We start from the raw sequence: 18741 nt of genomic DNA on the forward strand, positions 1-18741 counted from the left end.
GGCGCGTCGACACCGCCCGACCGGCCGTTGCCGCTGGTGAGAGGGGCCGTTGTCCCCACAACGGGCGACCCGGGTCGCGGGACCCGCACCATGCGGGTGCATCTATGATGGAGGTCACTCCCCCGGACCCGCAGGAAGGCCGAGATCAGCGTGCAGACAGCCCTCGCCACCACGGTGGCACGCGTCCCGATCGTCGTGCGCTGCCTGGACCACCGCGGCCGGCCCGTCAGCCTCTCGGCGCACACGCTCGGCCGGGGCTCGAGTGCCCTGCAGGACCTCCTGCGCCGGGCGTACACCACGGTCCGCGGGGACGCCCCCACCGAGACGGTCACCGTCGCCTTCCTGGAGGAGTGCGAGGGCAAGCTGCTGCTGGAGTACCTCGTGGTCGACCGCACCCGGACCAGCCGCTGGCGGAAGGGCCGGGACCGGCTGCGGGCCGAGGGCAGCCAGACGGCGCTGATGGCGGCGACCATCGTGGTCACCGTGGCGGTGGAGGCCGTCGGGGCGGTCGCGGCCGCGTGCTCCGCGCGATGGACGGAGAGCGACTCCCCCGGCTTCGTGGACCTCGTCCTCGACACCGCCGGCACCGTGCGGCTGCCCGGCGCGGTGCGCGACTGGCTGCAGGACGACGCCGCGCTGGACCTGCTGCGGATGACCATGTCGATGTTCCTGGACGACGACGTCGACCAGCTGGTCATCGGCAAGGACCCCGAGCTCCCGGGCCGCTACCAGGAGACGGTCGTGACCCGCTCCCCCGGTCTCGTGGACTTCCTCGGCGGGGCGCCCCTGGCCTCGCTGGTCGGCGCGGGCCCCGAGCAGCCCTGACCCGCCCGGCAGGCCGGGGCACCGTGGCCGCGACGGACCCGGCGGCCGTTCGCCGCCCGCTCGCGCCCCCGCCCTGATGCCCGCCGGCCCCGGTTCCCGCCCGGTGGGCGCGCAGCGGGTCTCGGACGCGGGTGTCGGAGGCGGACGCCATGATGGCTCCACGGGACGCCCAGGACACGCGGCCCGGGACGAGGAGCAGACGTGGGACTGATGACACCGCTGCGGGACCGGCTGCGGCTGACGTTCGCGGGCCGGGCCGACCGCGTGCCGGACTGGGAGCTGGCGCTCGAGGACGGCGAGGACGCGGGGTACTTCCGGCCCGGCTCGGCCGTGTGGGCCGTCCACGGGTCGATGTCCACCATTCCCGCGGGGGTCCGGGCGCTCCTGACCCAGGCCCTCCATCCCGGTGCGCTGGCGGGCGTGGTGGAGCACTCGGACTACCGGCGGGACCCGCTGGGACGCCTGGCCGGCACGATCCGGTGGATCTTCACGGTGACCTACGGGGACACCACGGCCGCTCGCCGGGCCTCCGCGCACGTGCGCCGGATCCACGACAGCGTGCGCGGCACCTACACCGGGGCCGACGGCGCGCCGCGCGAGTACTGCGCCAACGACCCCGACCTCGCCGAGTGGGTGCACCTGGCGTTCACCGACGCGTTCCTGCGGTCCCACCAGCGCTGGGGCGGACCGATCCCCGGCGGGCCTGACGCCTACGTGCGGGAGTGGGCGGTCGCGGGCGAGCTGATGGGCGTGGCGTCCCCGCCGCGCTCCGAGGCGGAGCTGGACGCGCGGATGGCGGACTTCGCGGGGCGCCTCACCGGCGGCCCGCGGGTGCGCGACGTCGTGCAGTTCCTGCGGCGACCGCCCCTGGACCCCCTGCTCCTGCCGGGCTACCGGGCCCTTTTTGCGGCCGTGGTCGACTCCCTGCCCCCGCAGCGGCTGGCCCTGCTGGGCCTGGAACCGACCGGCCTCGGCCCCGTTCCCCTGCCGACCCGCCGGCTCGCGGGGCTCACGCTCGCCGTGGTCGGCAGAGCGCTCGGCGAGCACGGACCCAGCGAGCTCGCCGCCCGGCGGCGGCTGGCGCGGCTCGGAGCGCTCCGAGATCCTCCCGCTCAGGCGGTGGCCTCCTCGGCGGACCCGGTCCCACCGGTCAGCTGGTCGTAGGACTCGGCGGCGTCCGAGGCCACGGCGTGCCAGGTCCGCGCCGGCACGGCCCGGCGCCGGCCCTCGCCGCCGAGGCAGCGGCGCACCGCGGGGCACTCGAGCATCATCCGGAGAACCGTGGCGAGGGTCCCCGGCTCCCCGGGCGGGGTGAGCATCCCGGTGATGCCGTCGTCGACGGTCTCGGCCAGGACGGGCAGCCGGGAGGCGACCACGGGCGTGCCGGTGGCCAGGGCCTCCACGGTCTCGGTGGGGGCCGCGGCCCGGGTCACCGCACGGTCCTTGCGGGCGGCCACGAACACGTCGAACGCCTGGTGGTGCAGCACCACCTGCTCGTCCGTGACCCGCCCCGTGAACCGGACGCGCTCGCGCAGACCCAGCTCGTCGGCCAACTTCTCGAGCTCGGGCCGGGCCGGGCCGTCGCCCACGACCACCACGAGGAGCTCCGGGACCGAGGCGGCCACGAGGGCCGCCGCACGCAGCAGGTCGTCGAGGCCCTCGTGCTCCACCAGGTCCGCGACCGCGCCCACGACCCTGGCCGTCCGCGGCAGTCCCAGCACCCGGCGGGCCTCCTCCGGCGGGCGGGGATCCGCGAGATAGGGGCCGCCGACGGCGGGGAGCGCCACCCGGACCGGCACCGGGCCGGTCGGCAGGGACCTCGTCAGGTCCCGCACCCGCTCGCGCATCGCACGACTGGCGGTGACCACATCGGCGGCGGCCGCCAGGACCTCGACCTCGCGGGCGGAGCCGAGCCGGTGACGTTCGCTCGTGGCGGCCTCGGCCGGGCGGGAGGAGGCCCAGCGGTCGGCCGGCAGCTCGCGCACCTCGTAGACCCACGGGATGCCCAGGGCCTCCGCGACGGCGCGGGTGACGAGGGCGTTGCCGGCCCGGCTCGTGGTGTGCAGCACCGCGGGCCGCACGCGCAGCGCGAGCCCGAGCAGGGCCTGCGCCTCGTGCTGCAGGCGTGCCGTCACGGTGGGCGTGCCCCGCACCGGTGGGATCCGGTGGTAGGAGACACCGTCGAGCACCTCGGCGTCCGCCGCGCGCGGCGGCCGGGTGGGCGGCACGGGGCCGGGCCGCGTCACGGCGGTCACCGTCCAGCCCTGGGCCACCGTCGCCGAGAGCAGGGCGTGGGCGTGCGGAGCGCGGCGTGCCCGGCCCTGCGGTGCGGTCCACGGGAGCACGTGCAGCACCGACGCCGGCTCGGGGCGGTAGCCCACCACGGGAGTGAGCCCGGGACGCCAGCCGGAGAGCAGCCGCAGCTCGTCCTCGTAGTGGTGCAGCCGGCGCCGTTCCCCCGGCGTGGCGCTGCCGGCGGCAACGGCGCGGCGCAGCTCGGTCACGGCCTCCGAGATCCGGCCGACATGGCGGTGCCGGCGCGCCCTCGTGCCCGCGAGGTCCTTCGTGCCGGGCGGCACCTGCGCCAGGAGCTCGTCGGCCTGGGCGACGCGCCCGGCCGACAGGGCGACCTCGGCGAGACGGCGGGCCGTGCGCGGCGAGGGTCGCCCGAGACGGGCACGCCGGATCCGGGCATCGAGCCGCCGGTCCACGGCGGTGTCCGGGCCCAGGCCGCGCGCCCCGGCCTCGGGCCAGGGACTGCGCAGCAGGACGCGTGCGGCCGGGCGTGCCGCACCGGCGGGAAGGACGCGGGCCGGAGGCGGGCAGAAGGCCTCGGGCTCGTCGTCCGGACGGAAAGGGCGGGGGGTGTGCGGCATGGCTCTCTCGCGGGGGTCAAGAGGGGCCGTCCCGGTCGATCACGGGGCGTGCAACGGGCGGGGGAAGTCGGTCCGCCGCCGACCGGGGGGTGCGGCCGCGGAACCACTGATCGTCAGAGCTCAGCCTAGCAACACATCGGCCCGGATCGTCCTGCGAAACGGCGATCCTCCTCCCGCGCCGTCGCTCCCGGGGCCGGGCGCTGCTCCCCGAGGGGGTCTCAGGGCACCCGGGCGATCCACCCCGGCGTGGCGAACTTCGTGGCCACCAGCTCGTGGGCGGTGGCGAGCTCGGCGTCGCGGACGGCGCCCGCCACCGCCCCGTAGCGTTCCGCGAAGACCTCCATGAGCTTGTCCACGACGTCGGCACGCGACATGCCGGTCTGCCGGCGCAGCGGGTCCACGCGCTTCTCGGCCGAGCGGTGGCCCTTGTCGGAGAGCTTCTCCCGGCCGATCCGCAGGATCTCCGTCATCTTCCGCGCGTCGATGTCGTAGCTCATCGTCACGTGGTGGACCATGCCGCCGCCCGCGAACCGCTTCTGCGCCGCCCCGCCGATCTTGCCGTGCTCCGTGGCGATGTCGTTGAGCGGGACGTAGAACGCCTCCAGTCCCATCTCCCGGAACGCCTGCATCACCCACTGGTCGAGGAACGGATAGGACTCCGCGAAGCTGAGTCCGTCCACGAGGGTCTGCGGCAGGTACAGCGAGTACGTGATGCAGTTGCCGGCCTCCATGAACATCGCCCCGCCGCCGGACACACGGCGCACCACGGAAACGCCGTGGCGCCGCGCCCCGTCCGCGTCCACCTCGTTGCGCAGGGACTGGAAGGAGCCGATCACCACGGAGGGCTCCTCCCAGTCCCACAGGCGCAGGGCGGGTGGGCGCCGGCCGGCGCCGACCTCGCGGGCGAGGACCTCGTCGAGGGCGAGGTTCTCCAGGGTGGGCCGGACCGTGGGCGGGATGACCTCCCACTCGTGGTCTCCCCACGTGGTGGCGTGGGCCAGAGCGCGGCGGACCGCCGTGGCGATCGCCTGCGGGGAGAAGCCGAACAGCACGACGTCGTCCGACAGGGCCGCGTCGACGGCCCCGACGATCTCGTCCTGGGACGCGTGCTCGTCCAGGCCGGTCAGCGCCGCGTTGATGTCCTCGAGGGCTTCGTCGGGCTCCAGGAAGAAGTCCCCGTTGACGGAGACGTCGGTCAGCCGCCCGTCGACGACGCCCACGTCCGCGACCACGAGCTTGCCGCCGAGCACCTTGAAATCCCCGTGCCGCCGTTCCTGCGCCATCCGCGTCCTCCCGTCGTCCGTGCTGCCGGTGGCCCCGGGACAGCCTACGCCCGGGTGCCCGGGCACGCCGCAGGCCCGGACCGAAGCGGTCCGGGCCTGCGTGCGGTGGTGCGGGGCCCCGCGAGCGGGACGAACGTCAGCTGCCGGACTTGCCGAAGTTCTTGAAGCGGGCGTTGAACCGCTCCACGCGACCGGCGGAGTCCATGATGCGCTGCTTGCCGGTGTAGAACGGGTGCGACTCCGAGGAGATCTCGACCTCGATGATCGGGTACTCGTTGCCGTCCTCCCACGTCTCGGTCTTCTGCGAGGTGGCGGTGGAACGGGTCAGGATGGTCTTGCCGGAGGCCAGGTCGCGGAAGAGGACCGGGTGGTAGTCCGGGTGGATGTCAGTCTTCATGGGGTTCAAACCTTTTCGTCGGTGCCTGGATTTTGCCAGTCACGGTTTCGCTCGGTGGGCGGTGCGCCGTCGTCGTCGGTCCGCTCGGCCCTCACGGGAGCGCGCGGAGGCGACCCGGCGGGAGGCACCAGCGATGAAGTCTAGCCGATCCCCGCCCGCAGTTCACGCCCCGGCCGGACGGGGGCCGGCCGGTCCGCCCCCGTCCCGCCGGCCGACAGGACCCTGTCGGTCCGCGGTGGCCGTCACCACCGGTGGGCGACGTCGACCACCACCCGCGTGGTCTCGCCCGGGCCGGTGAGGAAGAAGGTCCGGAACGGCAGGCGCGCCCGCACGCCCAGGCCGATCTTGGACTGCCCCTCGAAGCTGCCCGCCCAGGCCACCTGGCGGAAGGTCTCGTAGCCCGTGGTGTCCACCAGCTCACGCTGGTTGTCCGGGTCGTAGGTGGGGTCGCCGTCCTCGTCGTAGGCCGGGGACTCCACGAGGATGCTCAGCTCGGCGTCCCCGCGCAGCGGGATCGGCAGGCCGGACCCGATGCCCGTCACCTCGTCGACGTACTCCACGGAGTAGGTGCCCGTGAAGCCCTCGATGTCGACGACCAGCCGGTCGAAGCACTCGTGGCGGCCGGCCCGGACGTCCACGAGGTAGGTCTCGTTGAGGGGGCTGGAGACGGACTGCTCGCCCGTCGACCCCCAGGTGATGCCGCAGTACGGCTCGGTGGCGCCCGCGGAGCCGGGGACCACCAGGCTCGCCCCCACGGCCAGCAGCAGTGCCGCCGACGACGAGAACAGCTTCTTCATGACACACCTTCCGTCCGTCTGCCCCCGGACGCCGGCTGGTGCCGCGGTTTGACGGACCGGGCCTCGCAGACCCCTCCAGAATAGTCTTCGCAGTCGCCAACGGCACTGGTCGGGCGGGGAATGACGGACCAACCGTTATCGTCGCCGCCGGCTGAGCGCAGCGGCCGGGGCCCTACCGTCCCGGGCGGGTCTCCCAGAACGCCACGGCCGAGGCGGCGGCGACGTTGAGGGAGTCCACGCCGTGGGACATCGGGATCCGGACGGTCAGGTCCGCGTGGTGCACGGTGGCGGCGCCGAGCCCGTCCCCCTCCGTGCCGAGGACCAGGGCGAGCTTGTCCTCCCGGCGGGCGGACAGCTCCTGGAGGGTGATCGAGTCCTCGTCCAGGGCGAGGGCCGCCGTGGTGAATCCCGCGTCCTTGACCCGCTGCAGGTCGGCGGTCCAGTGCTCGAGCCGCGTCCACGGCACCTGGAACACGGTGCCCATGGACACCCGGATGGAGCGCCGGTACAGCGGGTCGGCGCAGCGGGGGGTGACGAGCACGGCGTCGACGTCGAGCGCGGCGGCCGAACGGAAGATCGCCCCCACGTTGGTGTGGTCCACGATGTCCTCGAGGATCGCGACCCGCCGCGAGGACGCCAGGAGCTGCTCGAGCGCCACCGGTTCCGGGCGCTGCATGGCCGCGATCGCCCCGCGGTGCAGGTGGAAGCCCGTGATCCGCTCGAGCACCGCGTCCGCACCGACGTACAGGGGGACGTCCGGGTGCTCCGCCAGCACGTCCGCGAGGTCCTCGAGCCACTTCTCGGCCATGAAGAAGGACCGGGGGACGTGCCCGGCGGCGAGCGCCCGGCGCAGGACCTTGGAGGACTCCGCGATGTACATGCCGCGCTCGGGCTCGAGCCTGCGCCGGAGCTTGACGTCGGTCAGGCGGGCGTAGTCGGCCACCCGGGGGTCCTCGGCGCTCTCGAGGCGGATCAGGTGGGGGAAGTCGGTCACGGGCTCTCTTCCGGTCGAGGCGGGGTCGTGGCGGGGCGTGCGCCGGGGACGGGGCCGGTGGGGCGGGGGACGTGGCCGGTGTGGACGGTGTGAACGGTGTGGACGCCACGATCGTAGCGGCCGCGGTGGCCTCCCCCTCCCGGGCCCCGGCTCAGACCAGCCGGGCGACGAGGGTGACGAGGGCGACGACGCCGAGCACCACGATGACCGCGCGCAGCACCGGCGGCGGGAGGCGGCGGCCGATCTTGGCGCCGGCCCAGGACCCGAGGCTCGAGCTGACCGCGATGAGCAGCACCACCCACCAGTCGATCCGGTCGAGGGCGAAGAGGACGTAGGAGACGGCGGCCACGATGTTGACCACGGCCACGAGCACGACCTTCACGGCGTTGGCGGCCTGGAGGGAGGCGAGCAGGAACACGCCCAGGACGCCCAGCAGCAGCACGCCCTGGGCGGCGACGAAGTAGCCGCCGTACACCCCGGTCAGCAGCACCAGGACGTAGAGGGTCATCGGCTGGGGCGCCCGGTCGGGGTCCAGGGGCCGGGGGGTCTCGCCGCGGGCCCGAGCCGCCGCCTGCGCCGCGTCCGCCTGCTGCTCCTTGCGGCGGCGGACCACGGCCTGCAGCCGCGGCTGGAGGACGACGAAGCCGAGGGCGACGACGACGAGCACCGGGGCCGCGTAGCCGAACACGGACTCGGGCAGGTGCAGCAGCAGCGCGGCGCCGGCCACCCCGCCCACCGCGGAGATCGGGACCAGCTTCAGCAGGGTCCGCTCGACGCCCCTGAGCTCCGCGCGGTAGTGCCAGGCCCCCGTGAGATTGCCTGCGATGAGCCCCATCGCGTTGGACATGGTCGCGGTCACCGGCGGGACGCCCATGGCCACGAGCACGGGGAAGGTCACGAGGGTCCCCGAGCCCACGATCGTGTTGATGAGCCCGGCCCACACGCCGGCCAGCAGGATGAGCCCGACCTGCCAGGGCTCGAAGGGCAGGCCGGCGAGCAGGCCGGTGACGGCGTCGCCCATGCTCTCCACGGACGAGGGCACGGACGAGGGCAGTGACAGTGGCACGGAGGAGGGCAAGGGTGCTGCGGTCAGGACCGGGCGAACGCCGCGTAGCGGTTGCCGACCTTCACCAGCTTGAGGGGCAGGCCGAAGGTCTCGGAGAGGTTCCTCTGCGTCATGACCTCCTGCACGGGCCCGGAGGCCACGACCCGGCCCTCGCGCAGCAGCAGCGCGTGGGTGAAGGCGTCGGGCACCTCCTCCAGGTGGTGGGTGACCATGACGACGGTGGGCGCGGTCTCGTCCCGGGCCAGTTCGTCGAGCCGTGCCACCAGGTCCTCCCGGCCCCCCACGTCCAGGCCGGCCGCGGGCTCGTCCAGCAGCAGCAGCTCGGGGTCGGTCATCAGCGCCCGGGCGACGAGCACGCGCTTGCGCTCCCCCTCGGACAGGGAGCCGAAGCGGCGCTCGGCCAGCCGGCCGATCCCCCACGCGTCCAGGAGCTCCTGCGCCTGGGCCTCGTCGGCGTCGTCGTAGTTCTCGATCCACCGCCCGGTCACGCCGTAGGCGGCGGTGACCACGCAGTTGCGCACGGTCTCCGCCTCGGGGATCTGGGCGGCCAGCACCGTGGAGCTCAGCCCGATCCGGGGACGCAGCTCGAAGACGTCCACCGCGCCGAGGATCTCGTCGAGGATGTCCACCATCCCCCGGGTGGGGTGCAGCCGGGCCGCGGCGATCGACAGCAGCGTGGTCTTGCCGGCGCCGTTGGGCCCCAGGACGACCCACCGCTCGCCCTCGTTGACGATCCAGTCCACGGACTCCAGGAGGGTCTTCTGGCCACGGACCACGCTGACGTCCACCATCTCCACCACAGCACTCATACCCGCCACCTTAGGGCACCGGCGGCGGACGCTCCCCCTGCCCCCGACCCCGCGCCGTCCCCCGTCACCGGACGGGCACGCCCCGGCGCACGGATACACTGACCGCATGACCACCGACCTCGCCGTGATCGCGTTCGCCCAGAATCCGGACCCGGAGGCCCGTGAGCGCATCCTCACCCTGGTGCAGGACGCCGGTGCCGAGGTCGAGCGCTTCTCCACCGTGCGGGTGACCGGCCCCGGGTCGGCCGGCCCGGACTCGGGGGTCCCGGGCTACAACGCCTTCACCGCGCTCGTGCACGGCTCCGACGCGACCGCCCTGCTCGCCGCCCTGCGCCCCGACCCGCTGACCCAGCTCCTGCCGGGCGTGGACGTCAACGTCGTGCCGACCACCCTGTTCGACGCCACGCGGCGGAAGCTGCTCGTCATGGACGTCGACTCCACGCTCATCCAGCAGGAGGTCGTCGAGCTGCTCGCCGCCCACGCCGGACGCGAGGCCGAGGTCACCGCCATGACCGAGGCGGCCATGCGCGGGGAGCTCGACTTCGCCGAGTCCCTGCACGCACGGGTCGAGACCCTCGCGGGGCTGCCCGCCTCCGTGGTCGAGGAGGTCCATGCCGCCGTGCGGCTCTCCCCCGGCGCGGACGTGCTCGTCAAGGCGTTCCTGCGCGAGGGCCACGCCGTCGCCGCGGTCTCGGGGGGCTTCCTGGGCGTCCTCGATCCGCTCGCCGAGCAGCTCCAGCTCACCCGGCACGCCGCCAACGTCCTCGAGGTCGTCGACGGGAAGCTCACCGGCAGGCTGCTCGGCGAGGTCGTGGACCAGACCGTCAAGGAGCGGTGCCTGCGGACTTGGGCCGACGAGCTGGACGTCGCCCCCGAGGACGTCATCGCGGTGGGCGACGGAGCCAACGACATCGACATGATCAGGGCCGCCGGCCTCGGCGTGGCCTTCAACGGGAAGCCCGCCCTGCGTGCGGCCGCCGACGCCCAGATCAGCCTGCCCAACCTGGACGCGGTCCGCTTCTTCACCGACGTCTGAGACCCCGGCACCCGCTCACCCCTCCCCCGCGTCCGTCCCGCCCGTCCGTCGCGCTCCGTGGCACCGGGGCCCCGTGCGCGCACGCCGCGGGTCGTAGAGTGGGGTGCATCACGGGCGGTGCGACGTCCACGACCGCCCAGGGCCCGAGGAGGGACAGTGACGCCTACCGGTGCGCCCCGGCAGCGCCCCGGGTTCCTGGCCCGGATGATGCTGCTGCACCTGGCCGTGGTGACGGTCGTCGTCGCGCTCTGCGGGGGCGTCTACGGCTGGCTGACCTACGAGCGCCTGGGCCGGGACGCCGAGCACCAGGCCCTGTCCATCGCCCGGTCCGTGGCCGCCACCGACGACGTCCGGGCGGGTGTCGCCGAGCTGGTCGAGGCCGGCCCCGAGGACCTGGACCCGGACGTGCTCGCCCGGGGCTCCCTCCAGTCCTCGGCCGAGGAGGTCCGGCGGCGCACGGACTCCCTGTTCGTGGTCGTCACCGACGACGCCGGCCTCCGGCTCGCCCACCCCAATCCCGAGCAGCTGGGCCGGCCCGTCAGCACGGACCCGACCGAGGCACTGGCCGGCCGGGAGGTCACCAGCCAGGAGCGCGGCACCCTGGGGCACTCCGCGCGGGCGAAGGTCCCGGTGTACGCGCCGGGAACGGACTCCGCCGTGGTGGGCGCGGTGAGCGTGGGCATCTCCCGCGAGGACGTGCTGGCCAGCCTCCGGCAGGACATCACCCCGGTGGCGGCCACCGCCGTCGGCGCCCTGGGGCTCGGGGCCGCCGCCTCCGCGGCGATCGCGCGCCGGCTGAAGCGCCTGACGCTCGGCCTCGAGCCCGAGGAGATCGTCGCGCTCGCCCAGGACCAGGAGGCCGTGCTGCGCGGGGTCGACGAGGGTGTCATCGGCGTCTCGCCCGGGCACCGCCTCACGGTGGTGAACGAGGAGGCCGGCCGGCTGCTGGGACTGCCGGACCCCGCCCGCCTGGTGGGCACACCCCTGGCCGGGGCGGGCCTGCCGGCCGTGTTCCCCGCCCTGCTCGCCGCGGCCACCCCGGCGTCCCCCGCCGTCGAGCAGGTCGTCGGACGGCACGTGCTGATCCTCTCGGCCCGCGCCGTCCGACCGGCCCGCCCGGGACTGCCGCCTCTGGGCTGGGTGGTGCTGATCCGGGACCGCACGGAGCTGCAGTCCCTGACCCGCCAGCTCGACGCCGTGGGGGCCCTCAGCACGGCCCTGCGCGCCCAGCGCCACGAGTTCGCCAACCGCCTGCACACCATCTCGGGGCTGCTGGCGATCGGCGACCCGGAGGAGGCCCGCCGCTACGTCTGCGAGGTGACCGAGACCGGGCCCCTGACCTATCCGGCCGAACGGGCCGAACTGCTGCGGGACCCCTACCTGCAGGCGTTCCTGGGGGCCAAGAGCGTCGAGGCCGCCGAGCGCGGCGTGACGCTGCGCATCGGCGCGGACACGCTCGTCCGCGGCCGGATCACGGACCCGCAGGACGTCACCACCGTGATCGGCAGCCTCGTGGACAACGCCGTCCGTGCCGCCGTCCAGGGCACCTCGCCGGACCGCTGGGTCGAGGTCGAGCTGCTCGACGACTGGGACGGCGGACAGGGCACGCTGCACCTCGTCGTGGCCGACTCCGGCGACGGGCTCCCCGTGCAGGACGCCGAGCCGATCTTCGCCCAGGGCTGGTCCACCGCGGCCCCGTCCGGCGGGTCCGGCGACGGCGGAGCCGGGAACAGCGAGCCCGGGGACAGCGCGCTCGGGGACGACGGGCCGGAGGACGGCGGTGCCGGACACGGCGGCGGAGCACGGTTCGACGTGCTGCCGGACGTCCACGGCCAGGGCTTCGGGCTGTCCCTGAGCCGGGAACTGGCCCGCCGGCGCGACGGGGACGTGTGGGTGGCCGACGCCGGAGGCCCCGGCGGGCCGGGAGCCGTCTTCTGCGCCCGCCTGCCCGGTACCGTGGTCCGCGACCCCGGACCCGGTGCGGAGGTCCGCGGCGAACGGTCCGCCGGCAGAGCAGGAGGTGCAGGATGAGCGACGACCTGGTGGTCCTCGTGGTCGACGACGACTTCCATGTGGGACGGCTGCACGCCGGATTCGTGAACGCCGTCCCGGGCTTCACGGCACTGTCCCCGGTGGGCACCGCCGAGCAGGCGATGCGCACCGTGCACGCGCACCAGCCGGACCTCGTGCTGCTGGACGTCTACCTGCCGGACGCCCTGGGACTGGACCTGCTGCGGGCCCTGGACGTGGACGTCATCATGCTCACCGCGGCGGCCGACCCGGCGTCCGTGCGCACCGCCGTCCGCCGCGGCGCGCTCGCCTACCTCATCAAGCCGTTCACCCACGAGACGCTGGCCCGCACGCTGCGGGCCTACGCGCGGTACCGCCGGCTCCTGGCCGACCGCGACGGGCTGACGCAGGAGGGGGTGGACCGCGCCCTGCACGCCCTGCACCCGGGTGAGACCGCCGCCCCCGGGGAGCGCGCCCGCTCGGCGACGGAGACCTCGGTGCTGGCGGCCCTGGAACCGGGGGTCGCGCTCTCGGCTGCGGAGATCGCCCGCAAGGTCGGCGTCTCCCGGGCCACCGCCCAGCGCTACCTCTCCACGCTGGCCGAGGACGGGTCGGTCGAGATCCAGCTGCGCTACGGGAGCACGGGCCGGCCCGAGCACCGCTACGGCCCCGCGGCCACCTGACGTTTAGCCCATTCACAGGGCCCGTGCCTAGACTTCCCGGCATGGCAAGCAGGACACGACCGGAACCACAGGCACACTGCGACGCGTGGCCGGACGAGATCTGCGGCGATCCGGTCGCCGAGCGGGCGAGGCTGTTCGCGGTGAGCCTGCGGACCGCCGTGGGCTCGCTCACCCTGCGGGAGGTCGGGGCGCTGACCGGCGTCGACCACACCGCGCTGTCCCGGATCCTGGACGGCCAGGTCTGGCCGGACGGCTACACGATCGCCCGCCTGGAGGTGCGGCTGGGGACCGGCCTGTGGCCTCGGTACGAGATGTGACCCGGGCGTAGAGTCACGTCCATGGCACCGACGCTCTACGAGTGGATGACCCCGCAGCAGGCGGACGAGGCCCTGGCCCGCTTCGTCGCCGAACGCGCCCCGGCCCTGCGGCGGGTGCGTGCCGCCCTGGCCGACGACGGCCGGGACCCGGCCTCCCTGCTGGACGGCACGCTCGGGTCCGTGGCGGAGGTGTGGGAGTGGATCACGGCGCGGTGCGCGGAGCTGGGCACCGACCCGAGGACGCTGGCCGAGGACCCGACCCGTGACCGGTGGCCCAGCTGGGCCCGCCACGGGATGCTCGTGGACCCGCACCCGCCGGCCGGGGCCCTGGCCCTGGTCGACGGGTTCGTCAGCTACCTCGCGGAGGTCGTCGCCGCCGCGGTGCCGGACGCGCACTGGCGCATCGGGGAGCACCGCCTGAGCGACTACCCGATGCTCAACCGCCCGGTGCTCGCGGGTGACCACCACCAGGTCTTCCTCCCCGCCCTGCCGCTCTACAGCGTCTACCAGGCCGCCCACGGCCGCGTGCCGATGGACGGCGCGGAGATGCTCGCCCACGCCCGGCGGACGGTCTCCGCGCTGCGCGGCGAGGGCCCGGAGGCGGCCGCCGCGCAGGAGCCGCTCGTGACCGTGGTCGCCGAGGTGGACTGCTTCGACGTGGGTCTGCGCCAGGACCTCGCGCATCGCCACGGGTCGCTGATCGACCGGCTCGTCGCCGAGCTCGCGGACCGCGACGGCGTCGAGTCGGTCCACCGGTACGGGCCGGCCGCGCTGGTCGTCGACGTCCCGACCTGGGACGAGCTCCGGCTGCGGATGTGGCTGACGCTGTGGCTCGACCGGCATCTCCCCCGGTGACGGAGCCGCAGCGGACCCGGGTGCGTCCCGGGCGCCGGCACCGATCCCCGGGCGGACCGCTGCCGGTGCGCGCCGCGGCACGGCCCCGGGAGGGATGACGGCATGGTCGACGCCCATCTGCACGTGATCGACCCCCGGTTCCCGCTGGTGCCGAACCAGGGGTACGTCCCGCCGCGGTTCACGGTGGACGACTACCGGTCGAGGGTCGCAGGCCTGGGCGTGGTGGGCGGAGCCGTGGTCAGCGGCTCGTTCCAGGGCCACGACCAGACGTACCTGTGCGCGGCCCTGGCGGACCTGGGCCCGGGATTCGCCGGCGTGACCCAGCTGCCGGCCTCCGTTCCGGACGAGCGGGTGCTCGAGCTGCACCGCGCCGGGGTGCGGGCGGTGCGCTTCAACCTGCGCCGGGGCGGGGCCGCGGACCCGGCCGGCATCGAGCGGCTGGCCCGGCGGGTGCACGACCTCGCGGGGTGGCACGCCGAGTTCTACCTGGACGCCGCCGCCCTGGAGGACCTCGCGCCCGTCCTGCGGAGGCTGCCGCGGGCCGGTGTGGACCACCTCGGGATGAGCGCGGCCGGGCTGCCGCGGCTGCTCGAACTGGTCCGGCACGGCGTCAAGGTCAAGGCCACCGGCTTCGGCCGCGTCGACCTCGACGTGCGGGAGACGCTGGTCCGGATCCACGCCGTGGACCCGACCGCGCTGCTGTTCGGCACCGACCTCCCGGGCACCCGGGCGCCGCGCCCGTTCCGGGTCGGCGACACCGAACTCATCGTCGACGCCCTGGGCCGCGACGACGCGGCCGCCGTGCTGCACCACAACGCCGCCGCCTGGTACGGCCTGCCGCGCCCCGCGGCCACCGGCTGAGGCACCGGCGCCGCAGCACCGGGGCGGACGTGCGCGGCTCCGACGGCGGAGGGCGACTACTCCGGCCACACCTGACGGTCCGGGCCCTCCAGCGCGTAGCGCAGCTCCACGGCCCCGCCCTCGAAGTGGGTGGTGCGCTGCAGCCGCAGGTCGCGCGCGGCGCTGGTCGGCAGGACGGGGTGCCCGCCGCCCAGGACGATCGGCATGCAGGTCAGCCACAGCTCGTCGAGCAGACCGGCGTCCGCGAACTGCGCCGCCAGCCGCCCCCCGCCCACGACCCACAGGTTCCGGCCGCCCGCGGAGGCGAGCAGGGCCCCGGCGTGCCGCGCGACGGGTCCTTCGACGAACTCGAGGTTCGCGCCCTCGATCCGGGGCAGGTCCCGGTGGGTGAACACCCGCACGGGCCGGTCGCCGTAGGCCCAGTCCCCCTGCTCGAGGACGAACTCGTAGGTGCTCGCCCCCATCGCGAGCGCACCGACGTCGGCCACGAAGGCGTCGTAGTGGTCCTGGTAGGCCTCGAAGCCGTACTGCAGGAGCCAGTCGAGGTGGTTCTCCCAGTCGGCGATGTAGCCGTCGGCGCTGGCGGCCACGTAGTACTGCGTTCTGCCCATGCGTCCCAGGTTACGCACCCGGTCGGCGGCGTCCCAGGGTCTCTTCCACCGCTGCGCGCACGGGGTCATGATGGGGGGACATCGACCGATCGACGCGGAGGCCGGACATGCCCGTGCTGCTCAATCCCTACTTCTCGTTCCGGGACACGGCCGAGGAGGCGATGTCCTTCTACCGGTCCGTGTTCGGCGGGGAGCTGTCGATCAGCCGGTTCAGCGAGTACGGTGCGAGCGACGACCCCGCGGAGCAGGACAAGGTCATGCACTCCATGCTCACCACCGGCACCGGACTGGTCCTGATGGCCTCCGACACCCCGAACGGCACGAACTTGGCGGTCGGGGACAACGTGTCCGTCTCCGTGAGCGGCGACGACGACGCCGCGATGCGCGGCTGGTGGGAGGCGCTCCGGGACGGGGGGACCGTGACCATGCCCCTCGACGAGGCGCCCTGGGGCGGTCTGTTCGGGATGTGCACCGACCGGTTCGGCATCCACTGGATGTTCAGCGTCGGCGGCTCCTGAGCCGTCCGGTCCCGCACGGTCGTCCGCGCCCGGGGAGGACCGTGCGGGGAGGACCGGCCCGGCGCGAGCGGGCGGTGTCAGGCCCGGGCCCGCAGCTGGTCGGCGAGCGGCCGGTAGTGCCCGGCCATCGCGGGGTGGTAGTCCCGGTCGAAGTCGACGGCGTCCGGGTCCCCGCCGGTCTCGGCGGCCACCAGCCGGTCCAGGTAGTACTCCCAGCCCGGCCCGACCGACTCCACCTCGTCCGCGTCGGGGTAGCGGTGGGTCAGCTGCAGGACGGTCGTCCCGCCGTAGTCCTCGAGGGCCAGGTCCACGCGCCAGGCGTCGGCCGCGGTGCCCAGCGTGAGGGCGAGGTGGCGCGGCGGATCGCACCGGCGGATGAGCAGCGTCTCGGGCCGGTCCCAGTCCTCGGCGGTCATCAGCACCTCGACCCGTCCGGAGGCCGGGTCCCCGCTCCACGTCCCGTACCACCGGGCGAGGCGGCCGGAGTCCGTGACCGCGGCCCAGATGTCCTCGCCCGAGGCGCGGAAGGTCCGGGCGAGGACGAGGTGGCCGTCCGGATCGAGACGTCCTGTGGGCCGTGGGGTCATGGTGGCTCCTTGCTGGGCTCCGCACCGCGCGGAGCGGCTCGTGTGCGGAACGCGGACGGTGCCGCACCGTGTCCCTCAGGCATAGCACCCGCGGGCGGCCGACGGAAGTCGCCACCTGGCGGACATGGTCGTGCCCGCGGGACCGGGCAGTGCCTGCGGTGCCGACCGCCGACCGCTCCGACACGGCCGTGCGGCGGTCACCGCGAGCTGACCGTGGCGAACTTGCGCAGGCACAGCGGCACGAACACCACGAGCAGCAGGAGACTGCCGGCCACCACGGTCAGGACCGGGTGCTGCATGGGCCACACGTCCGGCACGGGGGCGGACCCGGTGTTGCCGAACAGCTCGCGGGCGGCCTGCACGAGCGCCGAGACGGGGTTCCAGTTGGCGAAGGCCTCGAGCGGGCCCGGCAGGTTCTGGGACTGCACGAACGCGTTGGAGATGAACGTCAGCGGGAACAGGATGATGAACGAGGCGTTGTTGACGGTCTCCGGACTGCGCACGCTCATGCCCACGAGCGCCATGACCCAGCTGAACGCGTAGCTGAACAGCAGCAGCAGGGCGATCCCCGCGAGGAAGGACCCGATCGAGGTGGTGAACCGCCACCCGACCACGAAGCCCGTGCCGATCATGATGACCATGGACACGGCGTTGAGCACCAGATCGCTGTTGGTCCGCCCGATCAGGACCGCCGAGGGGCTCATCGGCAGGGTCCGGAACCGGTCGACGATGCCCTCCTTGAGGTCCTGGGCCATGCCCGCCCCGGAGAACGTGGAGCCGAAGAGCACGGTCTGACCGAAGATCCCGGCCATCAGGTACTGCGTGTAGTCGGTCCCCTCCACCTGGATCGACCCGGCGTAGACCTGGCTGAACAGCAGGACGAACATGACGGGCTGGAGCACGGCGAAGACCAGCATGTCCGGTGAGCGCCGCAGCTTGATCAGGTTGCGCTGGGTGATCGTCCAGCCGTCGGCGGCCCAGGTGCCGACCGTGGCGCCCGGGCCGGCTGTTCCGGCAAAGGTGGGGGCGCTCATCGCAGCTGCCCCCCGCCGGCCGTGGCCACGGCGCCGTCGGAGTCCTCGTCCGTGCCGGTGGGCGGTGCGGTCGGGCTCCCGGTGAGCGAGAGGAACACGTCGTCCAGGGTGGGCCGGCGCATTCCGGCGTCGTGCAGGCCCACGCCCTGGGCGTCGAGGTCCGCGAGGATGCGCTGGAGGGCGGACGGGCCCTCCCGGACCGCGACCTGGAGCTCGCGTCCCTGCTCGTCGCGCGTGGGGGCGCCCTCCCCGTGGCGGGCCAGCACGTCGGAGGCCCGCGCGGCGTCCGCCCCGTCCTGCAGCACGACGACGACTCGGTGGCCACCGAGGCGCGTCTTCAGCTCGTCGGGAGTGCCCGCCGCGATGACGCTCCCGTCGTCGATGACCGAGATCTCGTCGGCGAGCTGGTCGGCCTCCTCGAGGTACTGGGTCGTGAGCAGCACCGTGGTGCCGTCCGAGACGAGGGACCGGATCACGTCCCACAGACCGATCCGGCTGCGCGGGTCCAGGCCGGTGGTGGGTTCGTCCAGGAACAGGACGCGGGGCCGGGTGACCAGCGCCCCGGCGAGGTCCAGCCGGCGCCGCATGCCGCCCGAGTACCCCTTGACGGGGCGGTCGCCGGCGTCCTCGAGGCCGAACAGCTCCAGGAGCTCCGCCGCCCGGCGGCGGGCGGCCGCCCCGCCCAGGTGGTAGAGCCGGCCGACCATCCGCAGGTTCTCGGTCCCGGTGAGGTTCTCGTCGACCGCGGCGTACTGGCCCGAGGCGCCGATCATCCGCCGGATCCGGGCGGGGTCGCCGACCACGTCGACCCCGTCGATCCGTGCGGTCCCGGCGTCGGGGGTGATGAGCGTGGTGAGCACCTTGACCACGGTGGTCTTGCCCGCTCCGTTCGGGCCCAGCAGGCCCTTGACGATCCCCTCCGGCACGGAGAGGTCGAGGCCGGCCAGGGCGTGGACCGTGCGCGAGCGGGACCGGTAGGACTTGGTCAGTCCTTCGACCTCGATGAGTGGACCGCTCATGGTGGAGCTCCGTTCCGGGGCGGGCCCGCCCCTGTTCCGCGGTCGGCTCCGTGGAGTGCCCGGAGCCCGGCCGTCCGATCGACGACGACGGAAGGAGCATCTCATCCACCGCGGACGGTGTACCAGTCCGCGGCACGAGGGCGGTGGGGCGCCGCCCGGGGCC

General features: G+C 74.4%; 20 protein-coding genes. 9 read left to right on the plus strand and 11 right to left on the minus strand.

The window, feature by feature from the left end; translation table 11 throughout:
- The first annotated feature begins 150 nt into the window (after positions 1-150).
- Positions 151-825, plus strand: coding sequence for a hypothetical protein (locus ACH9D3_RS15745; RefSeq protein WP_396411652.1), 675 nt, complete (start codon positions 151-153; stop codon positions 823-825).
- A 210-nt stretch (positions 826-1035) separates the two neighbouring features.
- On the plus strand, positions 1036-1989 hold the full coding sequence (locus tag ACH9D3_RS15750) for an oxygenase MpaB family protein (RefSeq protein WP_396411665.1): 954 nt from the start codon (positions 1036-1038) through the stop codon (positions 1987-1989).
- On the opposite strand, the gene ACH9D3_RS15755 is transcribed toward ACH9D3_RS15750, so the two are convergent.
- From ACH9D3_RS15755 to ACH9D3_RS15785, 7 genes are all read right to left on the minus strand, one after another.
- Positions 1938-3701, minus strand: a complete 1764-nt coding sequence (locus ACH9D3_RS15755; protein ID WP_396411653.1) for a glycosyltransferase — start codon at positions 3699-3701, stop codon at positions 1938-1940. The genes ACH9D3_RS15750 and ACH9D3_RS15755 overlap by 52 nt on opposite strands.
- 218 nt (positions 3702-3919) lie before the next feature.
- Positions 3920-4984, minus strand: a complete 1065-nt coding sequence (locus ACH9D3_RS15760) for a lipoyl protein ligase domain-containing protein (RefSeq protein WP_396411654.1) — start codon at positions 4982-4984, stop codon at positions 3920-3922.
- A gap of 136 nt (positions 4985-5120) precedes the next feature.
- Positions 5121-5381 carry a type B 50S ribosomal protein L31 gene (locus tag ACH9D3_RS15765; protein ID WP_047802707.1) on the minus strand — a complete coding sequence of 87 codons (261 nt, stop codon included), beginning with the start codon at positions 5379-5381 and terminating at the stop codon, positions 5121-5123.
- A 242-nt stretch (positions 5382-5623) separates the two neighbouring features.
- Positions 5624-6178, minus strand: coding sequence for an AMIN-like domain-containing (lipo)protein (locus tag ACH9D3_RS15770; RefSeq protein ID WP_396411655.1), 555 nt, complete (start codon positions 6176-6178; stop codon positions 5624-5626).
- A gap of 172 nt (positions 6179-6350) precedes the next feature.
- A complete protein-coding gene (locus ACH9D3_RS15775) occupies positions 6351-7172 on the minus strand; it encodes a TrmH family RNA methyltransferase (RefSeq protein WP_396411656.1) in 822 nt (273 codons plus the stop codon).
- Between the two features lie 151 nt (positions 7173-7323).
- Positions 7324-8193, minus strand: coding sequence for a TSUP family transporter (locus ACH9D3_RS15780; protein WP_396411666.1), 870 nt, complete (start codon positions 8191-8193; stop codon positions 7324-7326).
- A gap of 68 nt (positions 8194-8261) precedes the next feature.
- Positions 8262-9047, minus strand: coding sequence for an ATP-binding cassette domain-containing protein (locus tag ACH9D3_RS15785; RefSeq protein WP_396411657.1), 786 nt, complete (start codon positions 9045-9047; stop codon positions 8262-8264).
- Between the two features lie 106 nt (positions 9048-9153).
- Here ACH9D3_RS15785 and serB point away from each other — a divergent pair, with 106 nt between their 5' ends.
- The 6 genes from serB (at position 9154) to ACH9D3_RS15815 (ending at position 14809) form a co-directional block, all read left to right on the plus strand.
- Positions 9154-10083, plus strand: coding sequence for a phosphoserine phosphatase SerB (serB, locus tag ACH9D3_RS15790; protein ID WP_396398254.1), 930 nt, complete (start codon positions 9154-9156; stop codon positions 10081-10083).
- Positions 10084-10239: 156 nt separating this feature from the next.
- The gene (locus tag ACH9D3_RS15795) at positions 10240-12114 is read left to right on the plus strand and encodes a sensor histidine kinase (RefSeq protein WP_396411658.1); all 1875 of its coding nucleotides are present in this window, start codon (positions 10240-10242) and stop codon (positions 12112-12114) included.
- The gene (locus ACH9D3_RS15800) at positions 12111-12776 is read left to right on the plus strand and encodes a response regulator (RefSeq protein ID WP_396398256.1); all 666 of its coding nucleotides are present in this window, start codon (positions 12111-12113) and stop codon (positions 12774-12776) included. Before ACH9D3_RS15795 ends, ACH9D3_RS15800 begins: the two co-directional genes overlap by 4 nt.
- 41 nt (positions 12777-12817) lie before the next feature.
- Positions 12818-13093 (plus strand): helix-turn-helix domain-containing protein, encoded by a 276-nt coding sequence (locus tag ACH9D3_RS15805; RefSeq protein WP_396398257.1) that lies wholly within the window; start codon positions 12818-12820, stop codon positions 13091-13093.
- Positions 13094-13114: 21 nt separating this feature from the next.
- Positions 13115-13948, plus strand: coding sequence for a hypothetical protein (locus ACH9D3_RS15810; protein ID WP_396411659.1), 834 nt, complete (start codon positions 13115-13117; stop codon positions 13946-13948).
- Positions 13949-14050: 102 nt separating this feature from the next.
- Positions 14051-14809, plus strand: coding sequence for an amidohydrolase family protein (locus ACH9D3_RS15815; protein ID WP_396411660.1), 759 nt, complete (start codon positions 14051-14053; stop codon positions 14807-14809).
- A gap of 56 nt (positions 14810-14865) precedes the next feature.
- On the opposite strand, the gene ACH9D3_RS15820 is transcribed toward ACH9D3_RS15815, so the two are convergent.
- Complete coding sequence (locus tag ACH9D3_RS15820) at positions 14866-15420, minus strand: dihydrofolate reductase family protein (protein ID WP_396411661.1); 555 nt, start codon at positions 15418-15420, stop codon at positions 14866-14868.
- 107 nt (positions 15421-15527) lie between these two features.
- Here ACH9D3_RS15820 and ACH9D3_RS15825 point away from each other — a divergent pair, with 107 nt between their 5' ends.
- Positions 15528-15938: a VOC family protein gene (locus tag ACH9D3_RS15825; RefSeq protein ID WP_396411662.1), complete on the plus strand. Its 411-nt coding sequence runs from the start codon at positions 15528-15530 to the stop codon at positions 15936-15938.
- Between the two features lie 77 nt (positions 15939-16015).
- On the opposite strand, the gene ACH9D3_RS15830 is transcribed toward ACH9D3_RS15825, so the two are convergent.
- The 3 genes from ACH9D3_RS15830 to ACH9D3_RS15840 form a co-directional block, all read right to left on the minus strand.
- Positions 16016-16525: an SRPBCC domain-containing protein gene (locus tag ACH9D3_RS15830; RefSeq protein WP_396398264.1), complete on the minus strand. Its 510-nt coding sequence runs from the start codon at positions 16523-16525 to the stop codon at positions 16016-16018.
- Positions 16526-16722: 197 nt separating this feature from the next.
- On the minus strand, positions 16723-17559 hold the full coding sequence (locus tag ACH9D3_RS15835; RefSeq protein ID WP_396411663.1) for an ABC transporter permease: 837 nt from the start codon (positions 17557-17559) through the stop codon (positions 16723-16725).
- Positions 17556-18578, minus strand: a complete 1023-nt coding sequence (locus ACH9D3_RS15840; protein WP_396411664.1) for an ATP-binding cassette domain-containing protein — start codon at positions 18576-18578, stop codon at positions 17556-17558. Before ACH9D3_RS15840 ends, ACH9D3_RS15835 begins: the two co-directional genes overlap by 4 nt.
- Between the last annotated feature and the right edge of the window lie 163 nt (positions 18579-18741).

The sequence above is a fragment of the Kocuria kalidii genome, assembly GCF_044462225.1.
Classification (GTDB): Bacteria; Actinomycetota; Actinomycetes; order Actinomycetales; family Micrococcaceae; genus Kocuria; species Kocuria kalidii.

Excerpts from the sequence above, each read along its gene's own strand:
- ACH9D3_RS15750 (WP_396411665.1), top strand. The coding sequence starts at position 1,036 with ATGACACCGCTGCGGGACCGGCTGCGGCTGACGTTCGCGGGCCGGGCC.
- ACH9D3_RS15755 (WP_396411653.1), bottom strand. The coding sequence starts at position 3,701 with ATGCCGCACACCCCCCGCCCTTTCCGTCCGGACGACGAGCCCGAGGCC.
- ACH9D3_RS15760 (WP_396411654.1), bottom strand. The coding sequence starts at position 4,984 with ATGGCGCAGGAACGGCGGCACGGGGATTTCAAGGTGCTCGGCGGCAAG.
- ACH9D3_RS15765 (WP_047802707.1), bottom strand. The coding sequence starts at position 5,381 with ATGAAGACTGACATCCACCCGGACTACCACCCGGTCCTCTTCCGCGAC.
- ACH9D3_RS15770 (WP_396411655.1), bottom strand. The coding sequence starts at position 6,178 with ATGAAGAAGCTGTTCTCGTCGTCGGCGGCACTGCTGCTGGCCGTGGGG.
- ACH9D3_RS15780 (WP_396411666.1), bottom strand. The coding sequence starts at position 8,193 with ATGGGCGACGCCGTCACCGGCCTGCTCGCCGGCCTGCCCTTCGAGCCC.
- ACH9D3_RS15785 (WP_396411657.1), bottom strand. The coding sequence starts at position 9,047 with ATGAGTGCTGTGGTGGAGATGGTGGACGTCAGCGTGGTCCGTGGCCAG.
- serB (WP_396398254.1), top strand. The coding sequence starts at position 9,154 with ATGACCACCGACCTCGCCGTGATCGCGTTCGCCCAGAATCCGGACCCG.
- ACH9D3_RS15800 (WP_396398256.1), top strand. The coding sequence starts at position 12,111 with ATGAGCGACGACCTGGTGGTCCTCGTGGTCGACGACGACTTCCATGTG.
- ACH9D3_RS15805 (WP_396398257.1), top strand. The coding sequence starts at position 12,818 with ATGGCAAGCAGGACACGACCGGAACCACAGGCACACTGCGACGCGTGG.
- ACH9D3_RS15810 (WP_396411659.1), top strand. The coding sequence starts at position 13,115 with ATGGCACCGACGCTCTACGAGTGGATGACCCCGCAGCAGGCGGACGAG.
- ACH9D3_RS15815 (WP_396411660.1), top strand. The coding sequence starts at position 14,051 with ATGGTCGACGCCCATCTGCACGTGATCGACCCCCGGTTCCCGCTGGTG.
- ACH9D3_RS15820 (WP_396411661.1), bottom strand. The coding sequence starts at position 15,420 with ATGGGCAGAACGCAGTACTACGTGGCCGCCAGCGCCGACGGCTACATC.
- ACH9D3_RS15825 (WP_396411662.1), top strand. The coding sequence starts at position 15,528 with ATGCCCGTGCTGCTCAATCCCTACTTCTCGTTCCGGGACACGGCCGAG.
- ACH9D3_RS15830 (WP_396398264.1), bottom strand. The coding sequence starts at position 16,525 with ATGACCCCACGGCCCACAGGACGTCTCGATCCGGACGGCCACCTCGTC.
- ACH9D3_RS15835 (WP_396411663.1), bottom strand. The coding sequence starts at position 17,559 with ATGAGCGCCCCCACCTTTGCCGGAACAGCCGGCCCGGGCGCCACGGTC.
- ACH9D3_RS15840 (WP_396411664.1), bottom strand. The coding sequence starts at position 18,578 with ATGAGCGGTCCACTCATCGAGGTCGAAGGACTGACCAAGTCCTACCGG.